This window comes from Azonexus caeni (assembly GCF_048146105.1).
Classification (GTDB): Bacteria; Pseudomonadota; Gammaproteobacteria; order Burkholderiales; family Rhodocyclaceae; genus Azonexus; species Azonexus aromaticus_B.
The window spans coordinates 18,322-41,850 of record NZ_JBKJAD010000002.1 but is presented as its reverse complement, the minus strand read 5'-3'; the positions used below and the strand labels follow the sequence as shown (position 1 = coordinate 41,850).

Annotated in this window: 21 protein-coding genes; 16 read left to right on the top strand and 5 right to left on the bottom strand. The window is 64.5% G+C overall.

All coding sequences use genetic code 11. The annotated features are described in order from the left end of the window. Positions 1 to 51 precede the first annotated feature (51 nt). The 5 genes from ACLIIZ_RS03025 to ACLIIZ_RS03005 all read left to right on the top strand — a co-directional run bounded on the left by ACLIIZ_RS03025 (position 52) and on the right by ACLIIZ_RS03005 (position 4,159). Positions 52 to 2,148, top strand: a complete 2,097-nt coding sequence (locus ACLIIZ_RS03025) for a right-handed parallel beta-helix repeat-containing protein (protein ID WP_416690729.1) — start codon at positions 52 to 54, stop codon at positions 2,146 to 2,148. A gap of 327 nt (positions 2,149 to 2,475) precedes the next feature. Then, entirely contained in the window at positions 2,476 to 2,856 is a 381-nt protein-coding gene (locus ACLIIZ_RS03020; RefSeq protein WP_416690728.1) for a hypothetical protein, read from the top strand. Further along, positions 2,849 to 3,193, top strand: a complete 345-nt coding sequence (locus ACLIIZ_RS03015) for a hypothetical protein (protein ID WP_416690727.1) — start codon at positions 2,849 to 2,851, stop codon at positions 3,191 to 3,193. Before ACLIIZ_RS03020 ends, ACLIIZ_RS03015 begins: the two co-directional genes overlap by 8 nt. Next, positions 3,180 to 3,707 carry a glycoside hydrolase family 19 protein gene (locus ACLIIZ_RS03010; RefSeq protein WP_416690726.1) on the top strand — a complete coding sequence of 176 codons (528 nt, stop codon included), beginning with the start codon at positions 3,180 to 3,182 and terminating at the stop codon, positions 3,705 to 3,707. Before ACLIIZ_RS03015 ends, ACLIIZ_RS03010 begins: the two co-directional genes overlap by 14 nt. Further along, complete coding sequence (locus ACLIIZ_RS03005; protein WP_416690725.1) at positions 3,704 to 4,159, top strand: hypothetical protein; 456 nt, start codon at positions 3,704 to 3,706, stop codon at positions 4,157 to 4,159. The genes ACLIIZ_RS03010 and ACLIIZ_RS03005 overlap by 4 nt, the downstream gene beginning before the upstream one ends. A gap of 146 nt (positions 4,160 to 4,305) precedes the next feature. Here the strand turns inward: ACLIIZ_RS03005 and ACLIIZ_RS03000 are convergent, their stop codons facing one another. Next, entirely contained in the window at positions 4,306 to 4,557 is a 252-nt protein-coding gene (locus tag ACLIIZ_RS03000) for a hypothetical protein (RefSeq protein WP_416690724.1), read from the bottom strand. A gap of 15 nt (positions 4,558 to 4,572) precedes the next feature. Here ACLIIZ_RS03000 and ACLIIZ_RS02995 point away from each other — a divergent pair, with 15 nt between their 5' ends. The 3 genes from ACLIIZ_RS02995 to ACLIIZ_RS02985 all read left to right on the top strand — a co-directional run bounded on the left by ACLIIZ_RS02995 (position 4,573) and on the right by ACLIIZ_RS02985 (position 10,390). Then, entirely contained in the window at positions 4,573 to 7,095 is a 2,523-nt protein-coding gene (locus tag ACLIIZ_RS02995; protein ID WP_416690723.1) for an ATP-binding protein, read from the top strand. Between the two features lie 22 nt (positions 7,096 to 7,117). Beyond that, positions 7,118 to 8,125: a UDP-glucose 4-epimerase GalE gene (galE, locus tag ACLIIZ_RS02990; RefSeq protein WP_416690722.1), complete on the top strand. Its 1,008-nt coding sequence runs from the start codon at positions 7,118 to 7,120 to the stop codon at positions 8,123 to 8,125. A 186-nt stretch (positions 8,126 to 8,311) separates the two neighbouring features. After that, positions 8,312 to 10,390 (top strand): putative bifunctional diguanylate cyclase/phosphodiesterase, encoded by a 2,079-nt coding sequence (locus ACLIIZ_RS02985; protein ID WP_416690721.1) that lies wholly within the window; start codon positions 8,312 to 8,314, stop codon positions 10,388 to 10,390. A 4-nt stretch (positions 10,391 to 10,394) separates the two neighbouring features. Here the strand turns inward: ACLIIZ_RS02985 and ACLIIZ_RS02980 are convergent, their stop codons facing one another. Beyond that, complete coding sequence (locus ACLIIZ_RS02980; RefSeq protein WP_416690720.1) at positions 10,395 to 10,766, bottom strand: Mth938-like domain-containing protein; 372 nt, start codon at positions 10,764 to 10,766, stop codon at positions 10,395 to 10,397. Positions 10,767 to 10,837: 71 nt separating this feature from the next. Here ACLIIZ_RS02980 and ACLIIZ_RS02975 point away from each other — a divergent pair, with 71 nt between their 5' ends. From ACLIIZ_RS02975 to ACLIIZ_RS02950, 6 genes are all read left to right on the top strand, one after another. After that, on the top strand, positions 10,838 to 12,085 hold the full coding sequence (locus ACLIIZ_RS02975) for a pyridoxal phosphate-dependent aminotransferase (RefSeq protein ID WP_416690719.1): 1,248 nt from the start codon (positions 10,838 to 10,840) through the stop codon (positions 12,083 to 12,085). A 3-nt stretch (positions 12,086 to 12,088) separates the two neighbouring features. Beyond that, a complete protein-coding gene (locus ACLIIZ_RS02970) occupies positions 12,089 to 13,399 on the top strand; it encodes a homoserine dehydrogenase (protein ID WP_416690718.1) in 1,311 nt (436 codons plus the stop codon). Positions 13,400 to 13,542: 143 nt separating this feature from the next. Then, the gene (locus ACLIIZ_RS02965) at positions 13,543 to 13,815 is read left to right on the top strand and encodes a DUF2249 domain-containing protein (RefSeq protein ID WP_416690717.1); all 273 of its coding nucleotides are present in this window, start codon (positions 13,543 to 13,545) and stop codon (positions 13,813 to 13,815) included. Continuing rightward, entirely contained in the window at positions 13,812 to 14,936 is a 1,125-nt protein-coding gene (locus tag ACLIIZ_RS02960; RefSeq protein WP_416690716.1) for a hypothetical protein, read from the top strand. Before ACLIIZ_RS02965 ends, ACLIIZ_RS02960 begins: the two co-directional genes overlap by 4 nt. Before the next feature lie 36 nt (positions 14,937 to 14,972). Further along, the gene (gene thrC / locus ACLIIZ_RS02955; protein ID WP_416690715.1) at positions 14,973 to 16,400 is read left to right on the top strand and encodes a threonine synthase; all 1,428 of its coding nucleotides are present in this window, start codon (positions 14,973 to 14,975) and stop codon (positions 16,398 to 16,400) included. Then, positions 16,397 to 17,020 carry an SAM-dependent methyltransferase gene (locus tag ACLIIZ_RS02950; RefSeq protein ID WP_416690714.1) on the top strand — a complete coding sequence of 208 codons (624 nt, stop codon included), beginning with the start codon at positions 16,397 to 16,399 and terminating at the stop codon, positions 17,018 to 17,020. The genes thrC and ACLIIZ_RS02950 overlap by 4 nt, the downstream gene beginning before the upstream one ends. A 9-nt stretch (positions 17,021 to 17,029) precedes the next feature. On the opposite strand, the gene nadC is transcribed toward ACLIIZ_RS02950, so the two are convergent. Beyond that, the gene (gene nadC / locus ACLIIZ_RS02945; protein ID WP_416690713.1) at positions 17,030 to 17,926 is read right to left on the bottom strand and encodes a carboxylating nicotinate-nucleotide diphosphorylase; all 897 of its coding nucleotides are present in this window, start codon (positions 17,924 to 17,926) and stop codon (positions 17,030 to 17,032) included. 91 nt (positions 17,927 to 18,017) lie between these two features. Between nadC and ACLIIZ_RS02940 the strand changes: the two genes are divergently transcribed. Continuing rightward, positions 18,018 to 18,245: a DUF2789 domain-containing protein gene (locus tag ACLIIZ_RS02940; protein WP_416690712.1), complete on the top strand. Its 228-nt coding sequence runs from the start codon at positions 18,018 to 18,020 to the stop codon at positions 18,243 to 18,245. Between the two features lie 16 nt (positions 18,246 to 18,261). Here ACLIIZ_RS02940 and ACLIIZ_RS02935 read toward each other — a convergent pair whose 3' ends face one another. Both ACLIIZ_RS02935 and ACLIIZ_RS02930 read right to left on the bottom strand, forming a co-directional pair. Next, the gene (locus ACLIIZ_RS02935) at positions 18,262 to 20,457 is read right to left on the bottom strand and encodes a phospholipase D-like domain-containing protein (RefSeq protein WP_416690711.1); all 2,196 of its coding nucleotides are present in this window, start codon (positions 20,455 to 20,457) and stop codon (positions 18,262 to 18,264) included. Between the two features lie 103 nt (positions 20,458 to 20,560). Further along, positions 20,561 to 22,048, bottom strand: coding sequence for an NAD(P)H-hydrate dehydratase (locus ACLIIZ_RS02930; RefSeq protein ID WP_416690710.1), 1,488 nt, complete (start codon positions 22,046 to 22,048; stop codon positions 20,561 to 20,563). 207 nt (positions 22,049 to 22,255) lie between these two features. On the opposite strand from ACLIIZ_RS02930, the gene ACLIIZ_RS02925 reads away from it, so the two are divergent. Then, positions 22,256 to 23,524, top strand: coding sequence for an ATP-binding protein (locus ACLIIZ_RS02925; RefSeq protein ID WP_416690709.1), 1,269 nt, complete (start codon positions 22,256 to 22,258; stop codon positions 23,522 to 23,524). Positions 23,525 to 23,529 lie beyond the last annotated feature (5 nt).

The following is a 23,529-nucleotide window of genomic DNA, read 5'->3' as shown; positions in this document are numbered from 1 at the left end:
TCCTCACCAGCCCGCCTTCAAGCGGGATTTTTCATTTTTGGAGCCCGAGACATGGCCTACAACACCGGCAACGCGATCGGCAGCACAGACGCCCGCGACCTCTACGACAACGCCCAGAACCTCGACAAGGCGATGAACTCGACGGACCCGACGTGGATCGACCGTTTCGGCGTGGCGCGGCCGACGTTCAAGGGCGCCGAATCCGAACTGAATCAGAAGGTCGGTGATGCAGAAGCCGCAGCGACCCAGGCGCTCGGCTACCTGAACACGATGCGCGCAACCAGCTATGGTCCGCTTGCTGAAGACCCGACGACCGACCCGCTAGGGAATCCTTGCACGGCCGGCGACGAGTATTTCAATACGACGTACAACCTGCTGAAGCGGTTCGATGGATCGATCTGGCGTGTGCCGGATATCAATACGGAGAACCTGGCTTCCGGGGCCGGGTCATCGATGGTCGGGTATGGTGAGCAGACGGTCGAGGCTGCGCTGAACGAGCGGCTGCCGGAGATCGGGAACTACGCCGGGCTTGACGCCTACACTGGCGATGCGACTGCCGTTATGGTCTACGGCGTCCAGAACATTTTCGACGGCGGCGCTGGCGTATTCCGCCGCACCACCGACACTCCGTCTGCGGCGGACGGCATCTACCGGCAGGATGCGCTTGGTCGGTGGTGGAAGCGTGATTTTTCTGGAGCTTATAACGTCCTTTGGTTCGGCGCAGACAGAAGTGGCTTAACAAGTTCTCAAGCAGCATTCTCTGCTGCGTTTAGCGCACAGCGGCGCACGGTCTATGCGCCGCAGGGGACGTACATCGTGCAAAGCGTTGATATGCCCAGTTTTACCCGGCTGACCGGCGACGGCTACAACTCCGTCATTAAGTCCGATGGATCTGCAAATCACGTTGTCGTACTTGACGCGGCGTTTCATTGCCAAATTGATAACGTCCGCATTTCCGGTAATGACACGAAGACAAATTTGTGCGGCATTTATGGTAACGGGGCGGTCTGGCTGGTTATTGATAATGTCACCGTTAATGGCAACGGCTCCCACGGTATTCACCTTACTGATACAGGGACTGTTTATTCTGGATCGTACCTGATCCAGATTCGAAATCTACATTCTCAGGCCAACAACGGAGACGGTATCAGGCATCAAGGCATATCTCCGGAAAGCCAATCAACAACTGTACGAATTGATTGCTCTGAATTTCAATCAAATGGCGGAAACGGCGCAACGTTGTGGGGCGCAAGCGTATCCGTTTCGAATAACACGTTCGAAAATAACACAGGGTACGGACTTTGTTTTGATAACGGACTTTCCTCAGGGACGCTGTACTCTTCGTACTGCATGGCGGCTGAGAACAACTATTTTGAGCTGAACTACGCCGGACACATACACATGCGCGTCGGCACCTACGGGACCATCAACTCGATGCGCCTCGTGGGAAATTATTTCATGGCGAATAGCGGGCTTCTCGGCGTTGGATACGTTCCAATTACGGTTGACAATTACAGTTCTTCCATGAACATGGTCAGACAACTTCAATACGAAAGCAACACGTTCGCAATCGTTGGTACTGACCTCACAACGTATGCGGATTTTGGTAATGCGCTTTCAGCGTCTTGTGTGTTGCGCCTATTTTCCGGGACTCACTCGACGACCACGATAACCACGCTGGTTGCGAAGTACACCAATATCGGTTACGCAACCGTTTCGTACATCAAAAATCTGACCCTTAATGGATACTGGTTTGCAAAGGGGGGCAGTGGCATTACGTGGTCGGGGCAAAACAAGTCTGACAACGTGACCGTTTCTGGATCAGCAACGAATTTCCCGGTTCAAATACCGCTAGGATCACGAATCAACTTTGTTTCTGTTCCAGTTGAGACCGATTGCGCAAACTACACAGTGAACATGTACCTTAAATACAGGGCGTATGACACCACTGGCAGTTTTTCAAATATCTTCGCAAGCGCCACCGGGTCCGGTTCACAGTTGGTCAAATCTCAAGCGATCGCAACAATTGGCCCCGATGGCGTCGATACAGCGCACGGAGAATGGACTTTGCAGGTAGGCGTTACTTGGACGACGCCGGGCACGTATTTCTATCTAGGAAGCCCATCTGTGTATTACATCGATCCCTGACCATGCTCACTGAGCACGCAAAAACCGCTGTCGATGCCATCTCAATCGGTGGCGTAGTGGCAACCCTGGCCGGCTGGCTTCCGGCCGTGGCCGTGAAGCTTTCCAAGGTAGTGGTCGGCGCAACGCCAGACGGGAAAATGGGGCCAGAAGACTCTGGCGGCGCGGAATGCGGCGGACCCGGAGCTATTCCGCGCCGCCTATGCCGCACCGCCGCCCGTCGTGATGCCAAACTCCCCCCTAACTGACACTAGGGGCCACTATGGCAATCCTCACCAACTCCGGCCGCGTCGCGATGGCGATGTCGGTCAGCGCCAACTGGATCTCAACATGGCCGAACCAACCACCACCGGCAGCATCAGCCTGACGGTCATCTTCGTTGCGCTGCTCGGGCCGCTCGCCGGTCCGTATGCGCTGATCGCGTTCGCTGCGCTGGCTGGCGCGCTGTGGCCGCTGTCGGCGCAGACCACGGTGACGCGAACCGAGGGCGCCTGGCTGCTGCTGCGCTGCACGCTGACGGCGATCGTGCTGACCGGTGTCGCAGCCAGTGTCCTCGAGCGCCAGTGGCAGATTCCGGTCAATGAGGCGCTGGCTCCGGTGGCGCTGCTGATCGGCGCGCTCGGCAACGGCTGGCGGCCGGTGTTCACGGCCATCGCTGCGGCGCTCGGCGCGCTCGCCAACCGCGCCAGCGGAGGGCAGGGCAATGGATGACGTGCTGCTGATCGCGCACGAACTGCTGTGCGTCGCGTTGTTCTGGGCGGTGTTCTCAAAGCTCGTCGCCTGCTGCGCGAAGGTCCGCATCGCCGTCCGCCTGGCGTTCTTCGCGCTGGGCGGCGCCGCCTGTGCCGGCATGGTCGCGCCGCTGTCGTGGCATTACGTGCCCAACGCCTTCACGCTGTTGCTGCTGACCGCCGTGTGCGCCGTCGAGTGGGTGACGGCGCATTACTGGGCAGCCGGCGTGCCCGATCCGTTCTACAAGCCGGGCTGTGCGCCGAGGCGGCGGCGCGCGGCCGATTTTCTCCAAGGAGGTTGCCGTGATCACCCTTGATCAATTGCGCAAGATCATGCCCTACGCCGGCCCGCGAGCCGGCGTTTTTTTTGAGCCGCTGACCGCCGCGATGGCCGAATTCGGCATCGACACGCCGCTCCGCCAGGCGGCATTTTTGGCCCAGGTGGCGCACGAGAGCGGCAGCCTGCGCTACGTGCGCGAGATCGCCGACGGCAGCGCCTACGAAGGCCGCGCGGACCTCGGCAACACCGAGCCGGGCGACGGCCATCGCTTCAAGGGCCGCGGCCTGATCCAGATCACCGGCCGGGCGAACTACCGCGCCGCATCGCTCGCGCTGTTCGGCGACGAGATGCTGCTGATCAAGCATCCGCAGCTGCTCGAGGAGGATGTGCCGGCCTGCCGCAGCGCTGCCTGGTTCTGGTGGAGCCGTAGGCTCAACACGCTGGCCGACACCGGGCAGTTCCGCGCGATCACGCGCAAGATCAACGGCGGGTTCAACGGCTACGCCGACCGGCTGGCCTCTTGGGAGCGCGCCAAGGTGGTGCTGGCATGATCCCCGCGAACCTCAAGTGGCTGGCCGCCCTGGTCGCCGCCGCGGCCATCTGGTGGTCCTGGACGACGCACAACGCACATCAACAGCAGATCGGCTACGACCGTGCAGCCGGCGAGTACGCCGCGAAGCTGGCCGCGGCCAAGGATGCCGCGCTCACGGAAGAGCGCCGGCTGGCAACAAAACTGAAAGGAGCGATCGATGACCGCACGAACCTGGAACAGGCGCTGGCTGCTGCCCGCGCTCGCGCTGCCGGCGCTGATGAGCGCCTGCGCCGGACAACCGACGATTTCCGCGAGCGCCTGTCCGCAGCTACCGCCGAAACCGCACGCGCTGCAGCCGCAACCGCCGCAGAGCTACTCGGACAGTGCAGCAGCCGATATCGCGCAGTGGCAGCAGCAGCTGATGGCCACGCTGCCGACGCCCGTCAGTGCGACGCCGCCTGGCCGGAGTGAGTGATGGGCACGGTTACCGACCTTGCTGAATACCGCCGGACGCACGGGCCGGCGGTACGGTGCTTCGAGGCCTGGCGGGACTGCTGCTGGTCGTGGTTCAGGCTGCTGATGATTGTTGCGCGTATAAGGTGATTGTCGCAAAATGGTCACAATCGACTTAAATCCATTGTCCTGCAGCGCATTTGGCGGGTTCGAGTCCCTCCGGGCGCGCCAGGCATCGTTCCGAGACCCGCTGCGGTGTTTTCTGCCGAGCGCTGACGTAAATGCCCGATGGAAATGTGATAATCCTCCTTCGTCATTTGCGCTCCGCCACTGTCGCTCCATTGATGTTTTCCCGCAATCTTTCCACCAATGCTCAGGCTGCGCCGCTTTCTGGCGGAGGCCAGCGTTTTCATCATTTGCTGGTGCTTGGGGTGTTGTTGCTCAATCTGCTGATGATTGCCATCGCGGCGACCACTTTGCAGACCAGCCGGCAACGGGCGCAGGCTCAAGTCCGGGAGAATGCCGCCAATCTGGCGGCCTTGCTCGAACTGGGCGTCGGCGATTCGGTCAGGCGCATCGATTTGAGCCTGCTGGGCATCGTGGACATGCTTGAGTGGCTGGGGAGCGAAGGGCATCTGTCCGATGAAAGAATCGAGCACGTCCTGCAACTTCATCTGGGCCGGCATAGCGCGATCGATGCCTTTCGCGTCAGCGACGCCGAGGGGCGTCTGCGCTGGGGCAAGGGGGTCGATCCCCTGGCACCGGTGTCGCTGGCCGACCGGCCGTTCTTCGCTGCACACCGGGCGGCGCCCGGTGAGCAGTTGATCGTTGCCGAGCCCATCATCGGCAAGGTGTCGAAAATCCCCGTGGTTGCCTTTACCCGTTCCTGGAGGCGTGTCGACGGGGCCTTTGCTGGCATCGTGACGGCGGCGGTCACCTTGGATCATTTCACCCGCCAATTGGCGCCCTTGCAGTTGGGCGAGCATGGAGAAGCGGCAATCCGCTATCTCGACATGAGTTTGCTCACCGCTCATCCGCTGCCGCCGTCAGGCGCCGCCGGGGTGGCTAGTTCATCTTTGAAGCAGGGGGGCGCGGAGCGCCTGGAGAGCGGAGCCATGGAAGGGGTTATGGCGGATGCCGGGGCGGACGGGGTCGAGCGCGTTTACGCTTTCCGCAGGATTCAGCACACGCCTTTCGTCTTGACGGTGGCAATGGCGCCGCAGGACTTTTTGGCTGATTGGCAGCGGGAATTGCAGCGTACCCTGGTCCTGCTGCTCGGGTTCTTCCTGGCCACCTTGTGCGCGGCCTGGCTGTTGCGCCGCTCCTGGCGGCAACTCGGCAATCAGGCGGTTTTCCTCAACACGCTGATCGAATGCCTGCCGATACCTTTCTTCTACAAGGATAGCAGCGGCCGCTATCGCGGATGCAACCGGGCGTTCGAGCAGTTGCTCGGCAAGCGCCGCGACGAGATCGTCGGTCACAGCGTGTTCGACATGGCGCCAGCGGAAATAGCCGAGCGCTATGACGAAATGGATCGCCGCCTGTTTGCTGAGCCGGGAACGCAGAGCTACGAATGGAGCATCATGGGTCCCGAAGGGCGGCGCCAGGTGATCTTCCACAAGGCCACCTTTGCCGATGCCGACGGGCGGATTGCCGGCCTGCTCGGCGGTATCACCGACGTCAGCGAATTGAAGCGGGTCCAGGACGAACTGCAGGCACATCGTGACAATCTGGAAGCGCTGGTTGTCGAACGGACCGCCGAACTGGTCCGGGCGAAGGCGGAAGCCGAGTCGGCGAGCCGGGCGAAAAGTGCCTTCCTCGCCAACATGAGTCACGAATTGCGGACACCGATGAACGGCATCATGGGCATGATCGAACTCGTCTGGCGCAAGACCGGCGATCCCCGGGATCGTGAACGCCTGGCCAAGGCGCGCCAGTCGTCGGCGCATCTGCTCGACCTGATCAACGGCATTCTCGATATCTCCAAGATAGAAGCGGAGCGGATGACGCTGGAAAAACGGCCGTTCCGCCTGGTCGAGATTCTCGACAATACCTTGGGGGTGACGGCGCACCGGGCTGAGGAAAAGGGCTTGCAACTGCTCGTCGATCCCTTGCCGGCAAGCGCGCGCCAGGCATTGCTGGGCGATCCCTTGCGGTTGTCGCAGGTGCTGATCAACCTGCTTGGCAATGCGCTCAAATTCACCGAAGCCGGTAGCGTTGGCCTGCGCTTCGAGGTGCTCGACGAGACTAGCGCCTCGCTGCGCCTGCGTTGCGAGGTCAGCGATACCGGTATCGGCATTGCCGCCGATGCCTTGTCGCGCTTGTTTACGCCCTTCGAGCAGGCGGATTCCTCGATGACGCGTCGCTTCGGCGGGAGCGGGCTGGGGCTGGCGATCAGCCGTCGCCTGATCGAGTTGATGGGCGGAGAGATTGGCGTCGATAGCGAACCCGGTCGGGGCAGTCGTTTCTGGTTCATTGTGACGCTGGACAAGCCGCTGCTCACCGGGAGCGAAGCCAGCACCTGTCTTGTACCGGAATCGCCGGAACTGGTTTTGCGCCGCGATTTTCTTGGCACCCGTGTTCTGCTGGCCGAGGACGATCCGATCAACCGCGAGGTGGCCTGCGATCTGCTGGAGGATGTCGGATTGGTCATCGACCTCGCTGTTGACGGCGATGAGGCCGTACGCATGGCCAGCGAAAATCGCTACGACCTGATCCTGATGGACATGCAGATGCCGAAGCGCAACGGCATCGAGGCCGCCGCCGCGATCCGCGCCGGATCGCTGAACCAGCGGACGCCGATCCTGGCCATGACCGCCAATGCCTACGATGAAGATCGCCAGGCCTGCCTGGCTGCCGGCATGAATGATCATCTCGGCAAGCCGGTGGCGCCGGGGCAGTTGTTTGCCGCCTTGCTGCAGTGGTTGCGGGCGAAAGGCAGGGCAGCGGAATGAATTTGTCGTTCTGGGAAAAACCATGATTCTGGTCACCGGAGGCGCCGGCTACATCGGCTCGCACACTGTCGTTGAACTGCTCAGTCGCGGCGAATCGGTGCTGATTCTCGACAATCTGAGCAACAGCAGCCTGCGGGTGCTCGATCGGATCGAAACCATCTGTGGCCGACGGCCGGCTTTCGTGCAGGGCGATATCCGGGATCAGGTCCTGCTGGCGCGTCTGTTTGCCGAAAACCCGATCGAGTCGGTGGTCCATTTTGCCGGTTTCAAGGCGGTCGGCGAATCGGTGGAGAAACCGCTCGCCTATTACGACAACAACGTCAGCGGCAGCCTTTGCCTGTTCCGGGCCATGGCCGACGCCGGGGTACGCAAGCTGGTCTTCAGTTCGTCGGCGACTGTCTATGGCGATCCGCACACGGTGCCGATCCGCGAGGATTTTCCGCTGCAGGCGACCAATCCTTACGGGCGCAGCAAGCTGATGGTCGAGGAGATCCTGCGCGACATGCTATGCGCCGATCCTTCCTGGCGCGTTGCCATGCTGCGCTATTTCAACCCGGTCGGCGCCCATCCCAGCGGCCTGATCGGCGAGAGTCCGAACGGCATTCCCAACAACCTGATGCCTTTCATTTCGCAGGTCGCCGTTGGTCTGCGTCCGGAACTGGCAGTTTTTGGCAACGACTATCCGACACCTGACGGCACCGGCGTGCGCGATTACATCCACGTTGTCGACCTCGCCCTCGGTCATCTCGCGGCCCTTGATGCCCTGGCGCGTGCGCCAGGTGAGTTGACGGTCAACTTGGGGACCGGCAGGGGGTACAGCGTGCTGGAAATGCTCCGGGCCTTCGAGAAGGCGAGCGGAAGGCCGGTGCCGTACCGGATCGCCGGGCGTCGGCCGGGTGACATTGCCAGTTGCTATGCCGATCCGGCCAATGCGGAAGCACAGCTGGGTTGGCGGGCAACCCGCGATCTGGCGGCAATGTGCGAGGATGTCTGGCGCTGGCAAGCGAACAACCCGCAAGGCCTGATGTAAACCCGGATTCCCCGCCGGAAGGCGGGTATGACCTAGGTTGTATAGGTTTTTTGGCCGCTAGCGGGTAAATTCCGCGATTCATTTATGCGATCCGGAAGCCCCCTTGTCCTGTCTGGCGACTGATTCCTTCCCTTGTTTCTCCGGCGGTGCCTCCGCTGCTTTTGCCGGCGCGCGTTGACTTCGGTGATGCCGGAATCGTCTGTTGATCTCGCGTCCTTGCGTGTCCTGATCGTCGATGGCGATGCCGCCCGGCGTCAGGCGCTGAGCGATTGCGTTGTCGCGCATGTCCGTGAAATCTCGCTTGCCGACACCATCGACGCTAGTCTCGCCGACTGCGCGACAGTTGAGCCAGATATCATCTTCGTCGCCGAGATGCTTCCGGATGGGGACGGCTTGGCGCTGTGCGACAAAGCGCGGCAACTCGACGCAGATGTCGCGGTGATCGTCACCACGTCAGCGGCCAATCTCGCCTTGCTCGACCGTGTCATCCGCGAGGGAATCGACGCCTATCTGACAATGCCGCCTGATCCGGCGCAACTGCTGGAAGCCTTGCAGCGTTGCGCCCGTCACCGGGAGCGGACGATCGAACGCAAACTGGCACAGATGGTCTTCGAGGCAGCCAATGAAGGCATCCTGGTGACCGACGAGGAAACCCGGGTGCTCGCCGTCAATCCGGCATTTACCGTGCTTACCGGTTACCGGCCGCGCGATATCATCGGCCGGCGGACGCGCATCCTGTCTTCCGGTCGGCATGGTCCCGAATTTTTTCGCGCGATGTGGGAGAGTCTCCTCCATCACGGCCGCTGGTCCGGCGAACTGACCAACCGTCGGCGCGATGGCAGCCTGTACGAGGAGTGGTTGTCGATCGTCGCCGTCAATGGCGACGGACGGCGAACCCGGCGCTATGTCGGGTTGATTTCGGACATCACCGAACGCAAGCGGGAAGAAGAGCGGATTCGTCGCCTGGCGCATTTCGACAGCCTGACCGGATTGCCAAACCGGGTCCTGTTCGAGGACCGCCTGCAGCGCGCCATCGCCCGTGCCCAGCGCTACCGGCACAAGCTGGCGGTGCTTTACCTCGACCTCGACCTGTTCAAGGAGGTCAACGACACCTGGGGGCACGCGATCGGCGACCAGGTTTTGCAGGTGACCGCCCGCCGCATGCTGCAGTGTCTGCGCCAAACCGATACCGTCAGTCGCCGGGGCGGCGACGAGTTTGTACTGCTGGTCGAGGAGCATGACGGTGTCGATGGCTTGCGCAGTGTCTGCAGCAAGCTCCTGGAAGAGCTTGCGTCGCCGATCGGTGTTGCTGGACACAGCCTGCAGATTGGCGCCAGCATCGGTATCGCCATCTATCCCGACGATGCCGAGCAGCCGGACGAACTGCTGGCCGCCGCCGATACTGCCCTGTATGAAGCCAAGGCGGAGGGCCGGGGCAACTGCCGTTTTTTCCGTCCGACCTCGCTGCCGGGGGGAAGCCGCTTCGACATGGAGCGCGAGTTACGCGAGGGGCTGGAAAACTGGCGTTACAGCCTGCTCTATCTGCCGGAAATTTCACTGACCACGGGGCAGGTGGAGTATGTCGAAGCCCTGTTGCGCTTCCAGCATCCCGAGTTCGGTCTGCTCGACGCCGGGCGCTTTCTGGAAGTTGCCGAGTCGATCGGCATCATGCCGGAGCTCGGTCGACGCGCCCTGGCCGAGGCCGCTGCCGCGCTGAAGGGCGGCAATGGGGAATTCGGTCTGGTGATCGACCTGTCCCCCCGGCAACTGGCCGATCCGGATGCCGTCGAGCGGCTGCTCGATACTCTGACCCACGTCGGCGTGCCGCCGCACAACATTACCTTCGAGTCGACCGAGCTGGCCCTGGGCGGCAATCCGCAGGCGATGGATACCCTCTCGCGGCTGGCCGATGCCGGCTGCCGCTTCTCGCTCGACGATTTCGGCGCCGGCTACTGCTCTTTTGCCCTGCTGGCCCAGTTGCCGCTGGACACGATCAAGATCGACCGTTCCTTCATCGGTGAAATCGTCGGCAACCGGGCAATCCACGAACTGGTCGCAGCGCTGGTTGCCTTCGGTCGCCGGCTCGGTGCCCGGGTGGTCGCCGAAGGTGTCGAGACGGCAACGCAGCTTGCCCTGCTGCGCGACATGGGCTGTGATGCCGCGCAGGGTTTCCTGTTCGGTCCACCGGCTGATTTCGAAGCCGCCCGCGATGCCGCCGGGGTGATGGCGATGCTGCTGGCGACAATGGGCCGGAGCGACGGCTGAGCGATCAGTCGAAGAGCAGGGCGGCCGCCACCTTGCGGCCTTCGCTGGCAAGGATGTTGTAGGTCCGGCAGGCGGCCTGCAGATCCATCACTTCGAGTCCGATGCCGGCTGGTGCGAACGGACGCATCAAGGCCGGCGCAGGAAAGCGCAGCCGCTTGCCGGTACCGAGCAGAACGACCTCGACGCCCAGGCCGAGCAGGGTCTGCATGTCGGCTTCCTGCAGGCTGCCGACACTGGCGCTGGTCCACGCGGCGAGCAGGCGCTCTGGCAGCACGATCAGGCTGGTGTGGTGTTTCTCGTGGTTGACCGCAACGTAGTCGTCGCCATAGGCGGTAAACAGGTTGAGTCCGGCATTCGGGGTGATATGGAGTTTCACTTTGCGGTGCAGCAAACGTAATAGTAGGATTATACCTTTGGCCAAAACGCCGCCAATCCGGACATTCTCCCATGAAGCACGTCAAGAAATCCGCCAAACTTGCCAATGTCTGCTATGACATCCGCGGCCCCGTGCTGCAGATGGCCAAGCAGATGGAGGAAGAGGGTCACAAGATCATCAAGCTGAACATCGGCAACCTGGCCGCTTTCGGTTTTGATTCGCCCGAGGAAATCCAGCAGGACATCATCCGCAACCTGCCGAACGCGGCCGGCTACACGGATTCGAAGGGTATTTTCGCGGCGCGCAAGGCGATCATGCACTACACCCAGCAGAAGGGCATCAAGGGCGTGACGCTGGAGGATATTTACGTTGGCAACGGTGTCTCCGAGCTGATTGTCATGGCGATGAACGCGCTGCTCGATGCCGGGGACGAAGTGCTGGTGCCGGCGCCCGACTATCCGCTATGGACGGCGGCGATCAGCCTGTCCGGCGGCAAGCCGGTGCATTACCTGTGCGACGAGGAAAAAGGCTGGCTGCCCGACCTTGACGACATCCGCAGCAAGATCAACAAGAACACCCGCGCCATCGTCATCATCAACCCGAACAACCCGACCGGCGCGTTGTACCCGGATGACCTGCTGCACGAGATCATCGCCATCGCCCGCGAGCACCACCTGATCATCTACGCCGACGAAGTCTACGACAAGGTGCTCTACGACGGCGTCAAGCACACCTCGATCGCCGCGCTCTCCGACGACGTGCTGACCATTACCTTCAACGGGCTGTCGAAAAACTATCGCTCCTGCGGCTATCGCGCCGGCTGGATGGTGGTTTCCGGCGACAAGCGGCACGCCAAGGACTACATCGAAGGCCTCGACATCCTGGCCTCGATGCGCCTGTGCGCCAATGCGCCCGGCCAGCACGGCATCCAGACCGCGCTCGGCGGTTACCAGAGCATCGACGACCTGGTCGGCGAGGGCGGGCGCATGCGCCGCCAGCGCGACGTCGCCCACCAGCTGATCAACGCGATTCCGGGGGTTTCCTGCGTCAAGCCGAAGGCGACGCTGTACATGTTCCCGAAGCTCGATCCCAAGATCTACCCGATCAAGAACGACCAGCAGTTCATCGCCGAACTGCTGCAGGAAGAAAAAGTGCTGCTGGTCCAGGGCACCGGCTTCAACTGGCCGCATCCGGACCATTTCCGCCTCGTCTTCCTGCCGCACGAGGATGACCTCAAGGAAGCGGTCGGCCGCCTTGCCCGCTTCCTCGAAAACTATCGCAAACGTCACAACACCAATCACCTCATCAACAAAGACTGACCTATGAAACCCATCAATGTTGGCCTTATCGGCATCGGCACCGTCGGCGGTGGCACCTGGACCGTTCTCAAGCGCAACGCGGAAGAAATCACCCGCCGCGCCGGCCGGCCGATTCGAATTACCGCCGTGGCCGACAAGAACGTCGAACTGGCCCGTCAGGTGACCGGCGGCGAAGCCCGCGTCACCGACGATGCCTTCGCCCTGGTCAACGATCCGGAAATCGACATCATCGTCGAACTGATCGGCGGCTACGGTGTTGCCAAGGAAGTCGTGATGCAGGCGATCGTCGCCGGCAAGCATGTCGTCACCGCCAACAAGGCGCTGCTCGCCGTGCATGGCACCGAGATCTTCACCGCCGCTCAGGAGAAGGGCGTCATGGTCGCTTTCGAAGCTGCCGTCGCCGGCGGCATCCCGATCATCAAGGCGCTGCGCGAAGGCCTCACCGCCAACCGCATCGAATGGGCCGCCGGCATCATCAACGGCACCACCAACTTCATCCTCTCGGAAATGCGCGACAAGGGCCTGTCGTTCGCCGACGTGCTTGCCGAGGCGCAGCGTCTGGGTTACGCCGAGGCCGATCCGACCTTCGACATCGAAGGCGTCGATGCCGCGCACAAGGCGACGCTGATCGCCTCGATCGCCTACGGCATCCCGGTGCAGTTCGACAAGGCCTACGTCGAGGGCATCACCAAGCTCGAAGCCTCCGACATCAAGTACGCCGAACAGCTCGGCTACCGCATCAAGCTGCTCGGCATCGCCAAGCGCCGCGAGCAGGGCATCGAACTGCGCGTGCATCCGACGCTGATCCCGGCCAAGCGCCTGATCGCCAACGTCGAGGGCGCGATGAACGCTGTCGTCGTCAAGGGCGACGCCGTCGGCACCACGCTCTACTACGGCAAGGGCGCCGGCGCCGAGCCGACCGCTTCGGCAGTGATCGCCGACCTGGTCGACGTCACCCGCCTGGCCACCGCCGACCCGGAACACCGCGTGCCGCACCTGGCTTTCCAGCCGAACGCGATGTCCAACCTGCCGATCCTGCCGATGAGCGAGATCGAGACCGGCAACTATCTGCGCCTGCGCGTCGAGGACAAGGCCGGCGTGCTCGCCGACGTCACCCGCATCCTCGCCGACCAGGGCATCTCGATCGACGCCATGCTGCAGCGCGAGCCGGAAGAAGGCGAGGGCGAGACCGACATCATCATCCTCACCCACGTCTGCAGCGAGAGCGCCGCGCTCGCCGCAATCGCCAAGGTCGAGGCGCTGGCCGCGGTCAAGGGCCAGGTCAAGCGCATCCGCCTGGAAGAACTGCAGTAAGCCGGCAGGCTAGCGGAGCACAAAAGGGGGCTGCGGCCCCCTTCGTCTTTTTGGCGATGGCGATATGGATCAAGGAAATTGCGCGTTGTGGCCGGCAGACTGCGTATTCCCGCCCTGAAGGGCCAATTGACCAAGGAATCACGATGACCCAGACCCTGCATGCCTGCGACCACCCCACGCCGGAAGCCCTCTACCCCTTCGATGCGCGCGGCGTCGCCAAGCGTTTCCGCCACGCCGCCATCTTCGGTGCGCTGGAGTCGCTGATGCCCGGCGAGACGATGCGTTTCTGCAACGACCACGACCCGCTGCCGCTGCTCGCCCAGATGCAGCAGCGTTACGGCGAACAGGTGGCGATTGCCTACGTTCAGCGCGAGCCGGGCGCCATCGTCATCGATTTCAAGGTGCTCGGCAGTTGACGCGGATCGCCGTCGCCGCGCTGTGCTGCCTCGTGCTCGCCGCTCTGGCCGGCGCGGCCGGGGTCGGCACGCCGGCGGCGGTGGCTCATCTGGCCTTCGCTGGCGGCATCGTGCCGCTGATCTTCGCGGCGATGATCCATTTCGTGCCGGTGCTGACGCGCACCGGTGACGCGCCGGCCGCCGTCCGGAGGCTGCCGTGGCTGGCGCAGGCCAGCGGCGGGCTCGCCGTGGCCGGTTTTTTCGGCGTCCTGCCTTACCCGGCCGTGTTTCTCGCGGCTTTCCTCGATCTCGGACTGGCCGCCGCGCTCCTCGCCTGGATCGTACGCCGGGCGCGCGCCGCGCTCGGCACGCCGCATCCCGGCTGGCGCTGGTACGCGGCGGCCGTGCTGCTGCTGATGACCGCGCTGCTCGCCGTGCTGGCGATGGGAATCTGGCCGGAACACTGGCTGAGCTGGCGGCGCCTGCATCTGCACCTCAATACCCTGGGCCTGGTCGGGCTGGCGGCTTTCGGCACCTTGCCGCTGCTGCTGCCGACCGCGCTCGGCCAGCCCGATCCCCAGGCCGCCGGCTGGCTGCGGCGCCGGCTGTGGCCGCAAGTCGCCGCCGTTCTCCTGCTGGCGGTCGGCAGCGCCCTGTACTGGCCGCTGGCGGTGGCCGGCGCGGCGATCCTCGTCGTTATCGCTCTCGGCCTGGTTGCCCACTGGCTGCGCCGTTTCAAGGCTGCCGCCCTGCTCGGCGACGGCGCCGTCGCGGCGCTGCTGGCGGCGGTGTGCGGTTGGTTGCTCTGCCTGTTCGCCGGGGCCTTGCACGGCGCCGGCCTGATCGCCGCACGGCCGACGCTGGCGGCCTGGGCGGCGGCTTTCCTGCTGCCGCTGGTGAGCGGGGCGCTGACGCAACTGCTGCCGGTCTGGCGCCACCCGGGCGTGCGCACGCCGGCGCGTGAGGCGATGCGCGACTGCCTGGCGGTCGGCGGGCGCTGGCGCGGCCTGCTGTTCTTCGCCGCCGGCCTCGCTTTCATCGCCGACGCCGCCATGCCGGCCGGCCTTCTGGTCGGCAGCGCGCTCGGCTGGTTCGTGCTGCGCCTCATCATGGCCATGCGTATCGCGCGCCCGACGCGGTAAAATCCCGGTTTTTTCCGCTTTCCAGGTTCCGACGCCATGCGCTACATCTCGACCCGCGGCCAGTCCGCGCCCCAGGCTTTCTGCGACATCCTCCTCGGCGGGCTGGCGCCGGACGGCGGGCTTTATCTGCCCGAAACCTATCCGCAGGTGACGCGCGCCGAACTCGACGCCTGGCGCCAGTTGTCCTACGCCGACCTGGCATTCGAGATCCTCTCGAAGTTCATCACCGACATCCCGGCCGCCGACCTCAAGGCCATCGTCGCCAGGACCTACACCGCCGACGTCTACCGCTTCACCCGCAACGGCGGCAACGCAGCCGAGATCACGCCGCTGACCAAGCTGGAAGATGGGCTGTACACGCAGGAGCTGTCGAACGGTCCGACGCTCGCCTTCAAGGACATGGCGATGCAGTTGCTCGGCAACCTGTTCGAGTATGTTCTGGACAAGCGCGGCGAATCGATCAACATCCTCGGCGCCACCTCCGGCGACACCGGCTCCGCCGCCGAATACGCGATGCGAGGCAAGCACAACGTCAAGGTCTTCATGCTCTCGCCGGACGGCAAGATGAGCGCCTTCCAGCGCGCCCAGATGTACTCGCTGACCGACGCCAACATCTTCAACATCGCCGTGCGCGGCATGTTCGACGACGCCCAGGACATCGTCAAGGCGGTTTCCAACGACGCCGCGTTCAAGAAGCAGTACAAGATCGGCGCCGTCAATTCGATCAACTGGGCGCGCGTCGCGGCGCAGATCGTCTATTACTTCCAGGGCTATTTCCTGGCCACCCAATCGAACGACGAAACGGTGTCGTTCTGCGTGCCGTCGGGCAACTTCGGCAACATCTGCGCCGGTCACATCGCCCGCCAGATGGGCCTGCCGATCGCCAAGCTGGTGCTCGCCACCAACGAGAACGACGTCCTCGACGAGTTCTTCAAGACCGGCGTCTATCGTCCGCGCACTTCGGCGGAAACCAGCGTGACGTCGAGCCCGTCGATGGACATTTCCAAGGCCTCCAACTTCGAGCGCTTCGTCTTCGACCTGGTCGGCCGCGACCCGGTGGTGATTCGCGATCTCTGGTCGCGCGTCGACCAGGGCCAGGCTTTCGACCTCAGCACGACCGTGTACTGGAAGGACCTGCCGAAGTTCGGTTTCGTCTCCGGGCGCAGCACGCACATCGACCGTATCAACACGATCCGCTTCGCCCAGGGGCGTTACAACGTGATGCTCGACACGCACACCGCCGACGGTCTCAAGGTGGCGCTCGAACAGCGCCAGCCGGGGCAGACCATGATCGTGCTGGAAACCGCGCAGCCGGCGAAGTTCGAGGAAACCATCCGCGAGGCGCTGGGTACCGAGCCGGTGCGTCCGGCCGAACTGGCCGGCATCGAGAACCTCGAGCAGCACGTCGTGGTCATGGACCCGGACGTCGCGGCGATCAAGCAGTTCGTTGTCGAGCGCGTATGAGCTTTGATCACGAGGCCTTCTGGTCAGCGCGCTATCGCGATGCCGGCGAGGATTACCTCTTCGGCACCGCGCCGAACGCTTTCCTGAGCGCCCAGGCCGGGCGCTTTGCCGCCGGCATGTCGGTGCTGGCGGTGGCCGACGGCGAAGGGCGCAATTCGGTGTGGCTGGCCGAGCAGGGCTGTGCCGTCACCGCCACCGAAATTTCGCCGGTGGCCTTGGCCAAAGCCGCCAAACTGGCGCGCGCCCGCCAGGTGGCGGTCGATTTCATCGAGGCCGATTTGCTACGCTGGGAATGGCCGCTTGCCGCCTTCGACGCAGTGGTCGGCATCTTCATCCAGTTCGTCGGGCCGGCCGAGCGGGAAATCCTGTTTGCCGGCATGCAGGCGGCGGTCAAGCCCGGTGGCCTGTTGCTGCTGCAAGGCTACACGCCGAAGCAGCTTGAGTACCGGACCGGCGGCCCGTCCGCCGTGGAAAACCTGTACACCGCCGAACTTCTGCGCAGCGCCTTCGCCGGCTGGGAACTGCTCGAACTGCGCGAGCACGAGGCGGTGATCGGCGAAGGGCGCGGCCACGCCGGGCGCGCCGCGCTGATCGACCTGGTCGCCCGCAAGCCGGCCTGAGGCCGGCGCTCAGTCGACGAAGCGCATCGACAGGTCGAGCGCCTTGACGTCCTTGGTCAGCGCGCCGACCGAGATGCGGTCGACGCCGGTTTCGGCGATTTCCCGGATGCTTTCCAGGCTGACGTTGCCCGAGGCTTCGAGGACGGCGCGGCCGGCGTTGAGTGCCACCGCTTCACGAAGCAGGGCGCAGGAAAAATTGTCGAGGAGGATCATCGTCGCGCCGGCGTCCAGCGCCTGACGCAGTTCGTCGAGGTTTTCCACTTCCACCTGGATGAACTTGCAGCGGTCGGCCGCTGCTGCCGCGACTTTCTGCGCGGCGGCCATCGCCTGGGCAATGCCGCCAGCGGCGTGGATATGGTTTTCCTTGATCAGGATGGCGTCCCACAGCGCCAGCCGGTGATTGCCGCCGCCGCCGGCACGCACCGCATACTTCTGGGCGACGCGCAGGCCGGGCAGGGTCTTGCGCGTATCCACCACCTGCGCCCGGGTGCCGGCGATCGCATCGGCGTAGATACGCGCCTTGCTCGCCACCGCCGACAGCAATTGCAGGAAGTTCAGCGCGCTGCGCTCGGCGGTGAGCAGGGCACGGCCGTTGCCATCGATGGTGCACAGCAGCTGGTCGGCGTCGATGCGTTCGCCGTCGGCCGCCTGCCAGGTGACCGTGGCGGTCGGGTCGAGACGGCGCACGCATTCGTCGAACCAGGCGCTGCCGCACAGTACGCCGGATTCGCGCGAGATGACGCGGGCGCGGACGCGGCGTTCGCCGGGAACGAGGGCCGCCGTCAGGTCGCCGGCGCCGACATCCTCGGCGATGGCGGAGGTAACGTTACGGGTGATTTCAGCGGCGAGCGGATAGTCGAATTCGATGGACATGGCGGGGGCGCGGGAAAGTTGCGGGTGGCGCATTGTAACTCCCGGCGGCGGTGGCCAGAAGCCGGGAACCCTTGCCCGGCGCGGATGATCCAACAGCCGCCAGTCCCGCCACAGGAGTCAAGTCATGGATGCGATGCACACGCTGCCCCAGTTGTTCGCCCAGCTCGGCCTGCCGTCCGAGCCGCCCGCCATCGAGGCTTTCATCGCCGCCCACCGGCCGCTGGCCGGCGACGTCGCGCTTTACCGGGCGCCGTTCTGGACGCCGGCCCAGCGCAGTTTCCTCAAGGAAGAGATCATCGAGGACGCCGACTGGGCGGCGGCCATCGAGGAGTTGAACGCCCGCCTGCACTGAGCGGCGGGGCAGGGCCTCAGATTGCCTTGAACAGCGCGTTGAACTGTTTGGCGGCGTCGCGTTCGCCGCGCAGGATGCCGCGCGACAAGTCGTAGACCCGCTGCGTCGTGGCGCGCACGTCGGCCCGCAGCTTGGCCTGCTGTTCGGCGCTCAGGCGTTCGCCGGCGTAGCGGGCGAGCAACTGGTCGAGGTGGGCGTCCATCGCGGCGAGCAGGGCGTCGCGCTCGCTGCCGAGGTCCGCCGTGCGTTCGGCGACGCGGCCGGGCGCGGCGACGATATCGCGCAGCCATTGCCGGTAGCCGTCGGCGAAGGCGGGCGCGTTGCGGATGAAGATGCCGTTGTTGCTGTCCATCATCAGGCTGCGCACGTCGGCGTTGGCCGAGCCGATGAAGACATCGTCGCCGAAGACCATCACCTTGCTGTGCAGCGACAGACGCTTGTCGGTCTGCGGCAGGTACTCGTAGTAGCGCAGGCGGGCGGCAGCGTTGCCCGGCGCCGTTTCGCGCAGGTGATCGGCGAGCGCCTTCATCTGCCAGACGGCGAGCAGGTTGACGACGCTGAGATCGGTGGTGGCCAGTGAATTGGTCAGCATCGTCAGCGTCACGCCGGGGCAGGCGCGGCTGCCGTCGAGGGCGGCGCCGATGTCGCGCAGCAGGTTGGCCGGCAGGAAGAAGTAGGCATTGTGGATGTAGACCTCGCGCGTCGTCCCGGCGCCGTCGCACACGGCCTGCAAGGCCGAGCGCCACAGGCCGTGGATTTGCTTGCCGTGCGCCGCTTCGTCCTGCAGCGGGGCGCCGTAGCTGCGCCGACTGTCCACCAGCGGCAGGTTCTGCAGGTAATGGATCGCCGCCTGGGCATCGATCGTTTGCGGCGCGGCGGCGATTGCCGGGCGGTATTCGCTGCGGAAACGCTGCAGGTTTTCCCGGTGCTGGCGGGCGATCGTTTCCATGCGTTGTTCCAGCGGGCGCAGGTGACGCTCGAGGTAACGGTCGACGCAGGCGGCGTCGCTGCCCTTGGCGCAGGTTTCCTGGGCGGCGTCGAAAACCGCGAAGTTGGCCAGGTGCTCGTTCGGCGCATGGCGGCGCACCTGGGCCAGCGTCGCGTTCATCGGCAACTGCCAGAGATTGTCGAAACTGGCGGCGAGCGTCGCGTCCGGGGCGGCCAGGCGCAGCCGGACGTCGGTGTCCATGAAGTTGTATTTGGCGGAGAGCGGCCCCGGGTGCAGGTGGTAGGCATCCTCGACATTGCGCCCGCCGAGCACGAGCTGGCGGCGGTCGGCGAGCAGCAGCTTGTGGTGGAGGAATTCGCTCAGGTAGTCCCAGTCCCGCTGCGCACTGCTGTTGTTCTGGCGCGCCAGCGGCAGGTAGCTGCCGACCGTCGCGAACACCGGGTTGACCTGCTCGGCGAAGGCGAGGCGGACGAAGGCGAGCTTCAGGCGGGCGCTCAGGCCATCGACGCCGCCGCTGTAGCGGGCCTTGAAGTAGAGCTTGCCGAGTTCCTTCAGGCGTTCGCCCTGCGCCGGGTCGGCGTTGCCGGCGCTGGCGGCGAGCGCCTGCGGATCGATGCCCTGGCCGCGGCTGATGGCGTAGGCCAGTAGTTGCGGATGCTTGCCGTAGAGGCCGGAAAGGAAGAGGCCGGAGCCGGCGACGGTGGTTTCCGCCGGGTCGCTGCCGGCGGCGGCGAGTGCGCCAAACTGCTGCTCGATCGCGCGCTGCTTGGCGTCGTCGCATTGCTGGCCGGCGACGCCGACGTCGGCGCAACTGGTGGTCAGGTAGGCGGCATCGCGGATGATCTCGGCGGTCGGCCGGTTGTAGAGGCGGACCTCGAGCTTGCCGGCACCTTCGCGTTCGAGCCAGCTCAGGCGGTCGAGATCGCCGTAGGCGCTGAAATAGTCGAGCAGCAGGCGAACCCGGACGCCGCGCCGGGTGGCGTCGAGTAGCGCCTGGGAGAGCGCCGTCGAACTGTAGTCGTCGGCGAAGATGTAGTAGGCGAGATCGAGGCTTTCGCGGGCGCCGGTGATCAGCTCCAGCTTGGCGGCGAAGGCGGCGTCGTTGTCGGTCAGCACCTCGCCGTCGGCGAGCGCCAGCGGGCCGCCGCTGGTGTGGCTGGCGAGGGTTTCGGCGAGCGGGACGGGACGGTTCGGGGCGAGGCTGGTGCAGCCGGCAGCGAGCAGCGCGGCCGAAACGAAGAGGGAGAGCAGGGTGCGTTGCATGGTCGGACCTCCAGGGCAGCGGGCGGCGGAAAACGGCATGGCCGGTTTGCGCACTCTACCGGAGAAAGTCCGTTTGCATAAGCCCGCCGCGGCGGGCACCGTCTCAGCGCTGGCGACCGGCCAGCCAGCCGTTGAAGACCTGGCGCGCGGCGTCGATCACCTCGCTGGCGGTCAGGCCGGCCGGGCCGTGGCTGGCGGCGACCAGCGCGTCGGCGGCGGCGCCATGGAGGTGGACGGCGCCGAGCAGCGCCTGTTCGGGCGACCAGTTCTGGGCCAGCAGGGTGGCGATCAAGCCGCTCAGCACGTCGCCCATGCCGGCGCTGGCCAGGCCCGGGTTGCCCGTGGTGTTGATCCACCAGCGCCCGTCGCTGGCGGCGAGCACCGTGCCGCAACCCTTGAGGGCGACCGGGCTGGCGTAGCGCGCAGCCATTTCGCGGGCGGCGCCGATCCGGTCGTCCTGCACCTCGCGCACCGAACTGCCGAGCAGGCGCGCCGCTTCGGCCGGGTGCGGGGTGAGGATGGCGGGCGCGATGCGGTTGTAGAGATTGCCTTCCAGCCGGCCATCGACCGCCAGGATGTTCAGCGCGTCGGCGTCGAGGACCAGCGGCAGCGGACATTTCAGCGCCTGTTCGACGTACTGCACCGCTTCGCTGGTGTGACCCAGGCCGGGGCCGCAGACCAGCGCCTGGAGGTCGGCCTGGAACAGGGTGTCGACGCGGCGGATCATCAGTTCCGGCTGCACCGGATCGACGGTCGGCGCGTCCGGGTCGAGCAGGCCGAGATAGACGCGGCCGCTGCCCAGACGGAGCGCGGCGCGGCCGGCGAGCAGCGCGGCGCCGCTCATCGACTTGCCGCCGCCGAGAATGCCGACGCTGCCGAAACTGCCTTTGTGCGTGTTGCGCCGGCGCGGCTGCAGGCGTTCGGCGAAATCGGCCGGGCTCACCCGCCGGCCGTCGGCTTCGTCGATCGACAGATCGAGCGAGGCGATGCGGATCTCGCCGCCATGGTCGGGGCCGTCGCCGGTGTACAGGCCCGGCTTGGCGGCGATGAAGCTGATCGTATGCGTCGCCGCGATGCACGGGCCGGGGCGCCGGCCGCTGTCGGCGTCGAGGCCGGACGGGCAGTCGAGGGCGAGCAGCGGGCAGGCATCGCGTTGCGCCAGCCGGTTGGCGGTGGCGATCCACTCGGCGTAGCGGCCTTCCGGTGCGCGCCTGAGACCGATGCCGAAGATGCCATCGACGATCAGTCCCCAATGATCGATCTCGGGAATCTCACCGAGCGTGCTGCCGCCGCCGGCCAGGAAAGCCTCGCGCGCCGCCGCCGCATCGGCCGGCAGGGCGGCGGGATCGCCGGCAAAGACGAGATGGACGGCGAAGAAGCGCTCGCGCAGCCGGCTGCCGACGACGAAGGCGTCGCCGCCGTTGTTGCCGGGGCCGGCGAGGATGAGGACCGGGCGGTTGCGCGGATCGGCCAGTTCGCCGGCGAAATCGGCGGCCGCCAGCCCGGCGCGCTGCATCAGCGGCAGGTTGGCGTGGCGGGCTTCGATCCGGCGCAGCGTGGCGCTCAGGTAGAGATCGCGGGCGGTATCCATGGCAGGATTTTAGCGCTACATGGCGCGGGTGAGGCGGACCTGTCCGCTGGCTGACGTTCAGTGGCCCCATCCCTGGGGCTGGCGGGGCAGTTTTACAAAATGGGGTGAGTAGGTTTGATTGTCCCGCAAGCTCGTTCCTGGACACCTGATTGCAATCTTCGTGGTTGAAAATCGGCCACCGCCTCTGACGCATTTGTGAATTCCCGCATGAGAAACCTGGTCGATCTCAGCCTGCCTGTTGAACCGATTGCGCCGCATCACCTGATCGGCACCCTGGGCGATATCTTTCTCCAGGAGCGACATGAACGTCTGCTGTCGCTTCCCATCGTGAATGAAGGGCGGCCTGTCGGCGTCATCAGCCGGCACAACATGCAGAAAATCTTCATGTCGAGGTATGGTCGGGAAATCCAGGGGAAAAAGCCGGTCGAAACGATCATGAATCCCGCGCCCTTGCTGGTTTCTGTCGATCAGTCCATGGAAGAGGCCAGCCACTTCGTGACCCGCAACATCGCCTTCCCCATCACTGAAGATTTCATCCTCATCAAGGATGGGCAGTACCACGGCATTGGCTCGGTCATCGACCTGCTGCGCGGGATGGAAGAACGCATGGCGGAACAGAACGTTTCGCTTTCAAACGCGCTGTCCCTGTTGAAAGCCTCGCAATCGCAGATCATTCAGTCGGAAAAGATGGCCTCGCTCGGCCAGATGGTGGCGGGCGTTGCCCATGAAATAAACACGCCGCTCGGCTACGTGAAAAACAATCTTGAAATGGCCAGCGAGGCGTTCAAACTGCTGCGGGACATTGGCGTCGCTCACAACGCCCTGCTGTCGGCATTGCAGACAGGCGAGGCTTCGGACGAAGAAGTCCACCAGCGGTTATCCGAACTCGAAGCACGCAACGCCGGGTTTCAAGCCGTCTATCCGGAAGATGAAATGGATGCCCTGTTCAAGGACACCCTGTACGGCCTGGAGCAAATCTCCGAGATCGTCGTCAACCTCAAGAATTTCAGCCGCCTGGACCAGGCAGCCGTAGACAACGTCAATATCAATCAATGCATCGACAGCGCGCTCCTCATCGCCAGGAACGTCATCAAACACAAGGCCGAGGTCGAACGCAATTATGGAAGCTTGCCGACGGTACGCTGTGCTCCGTCGCAAATCAATCAGGTCATACTGAATCTGCTAACCAACGCCGCCCACGCAATCGACCGGCCCGACGGTCGTATCGTCATCCGTACCCAGGCAGACGAACGCTACGTCCATATCGTGCTGACCGATAACGGCAAGGGAATTCCTCCAGAAGTCATCAAGAAGATTTTCGACCCGTTCTTCACCACCAAGCCGGTTGGCCAGGGGACCGGCCTCGGACTGTCGATCGCCTTCAAGATCGTTCAGGACCATAAAGGCCTCATCCGCGTGAAATCGAAGCCGGGGCTGGGCTCCGCCTTCTGCGTCAGTCTCCCTCGCAGCACCTGAGGTCG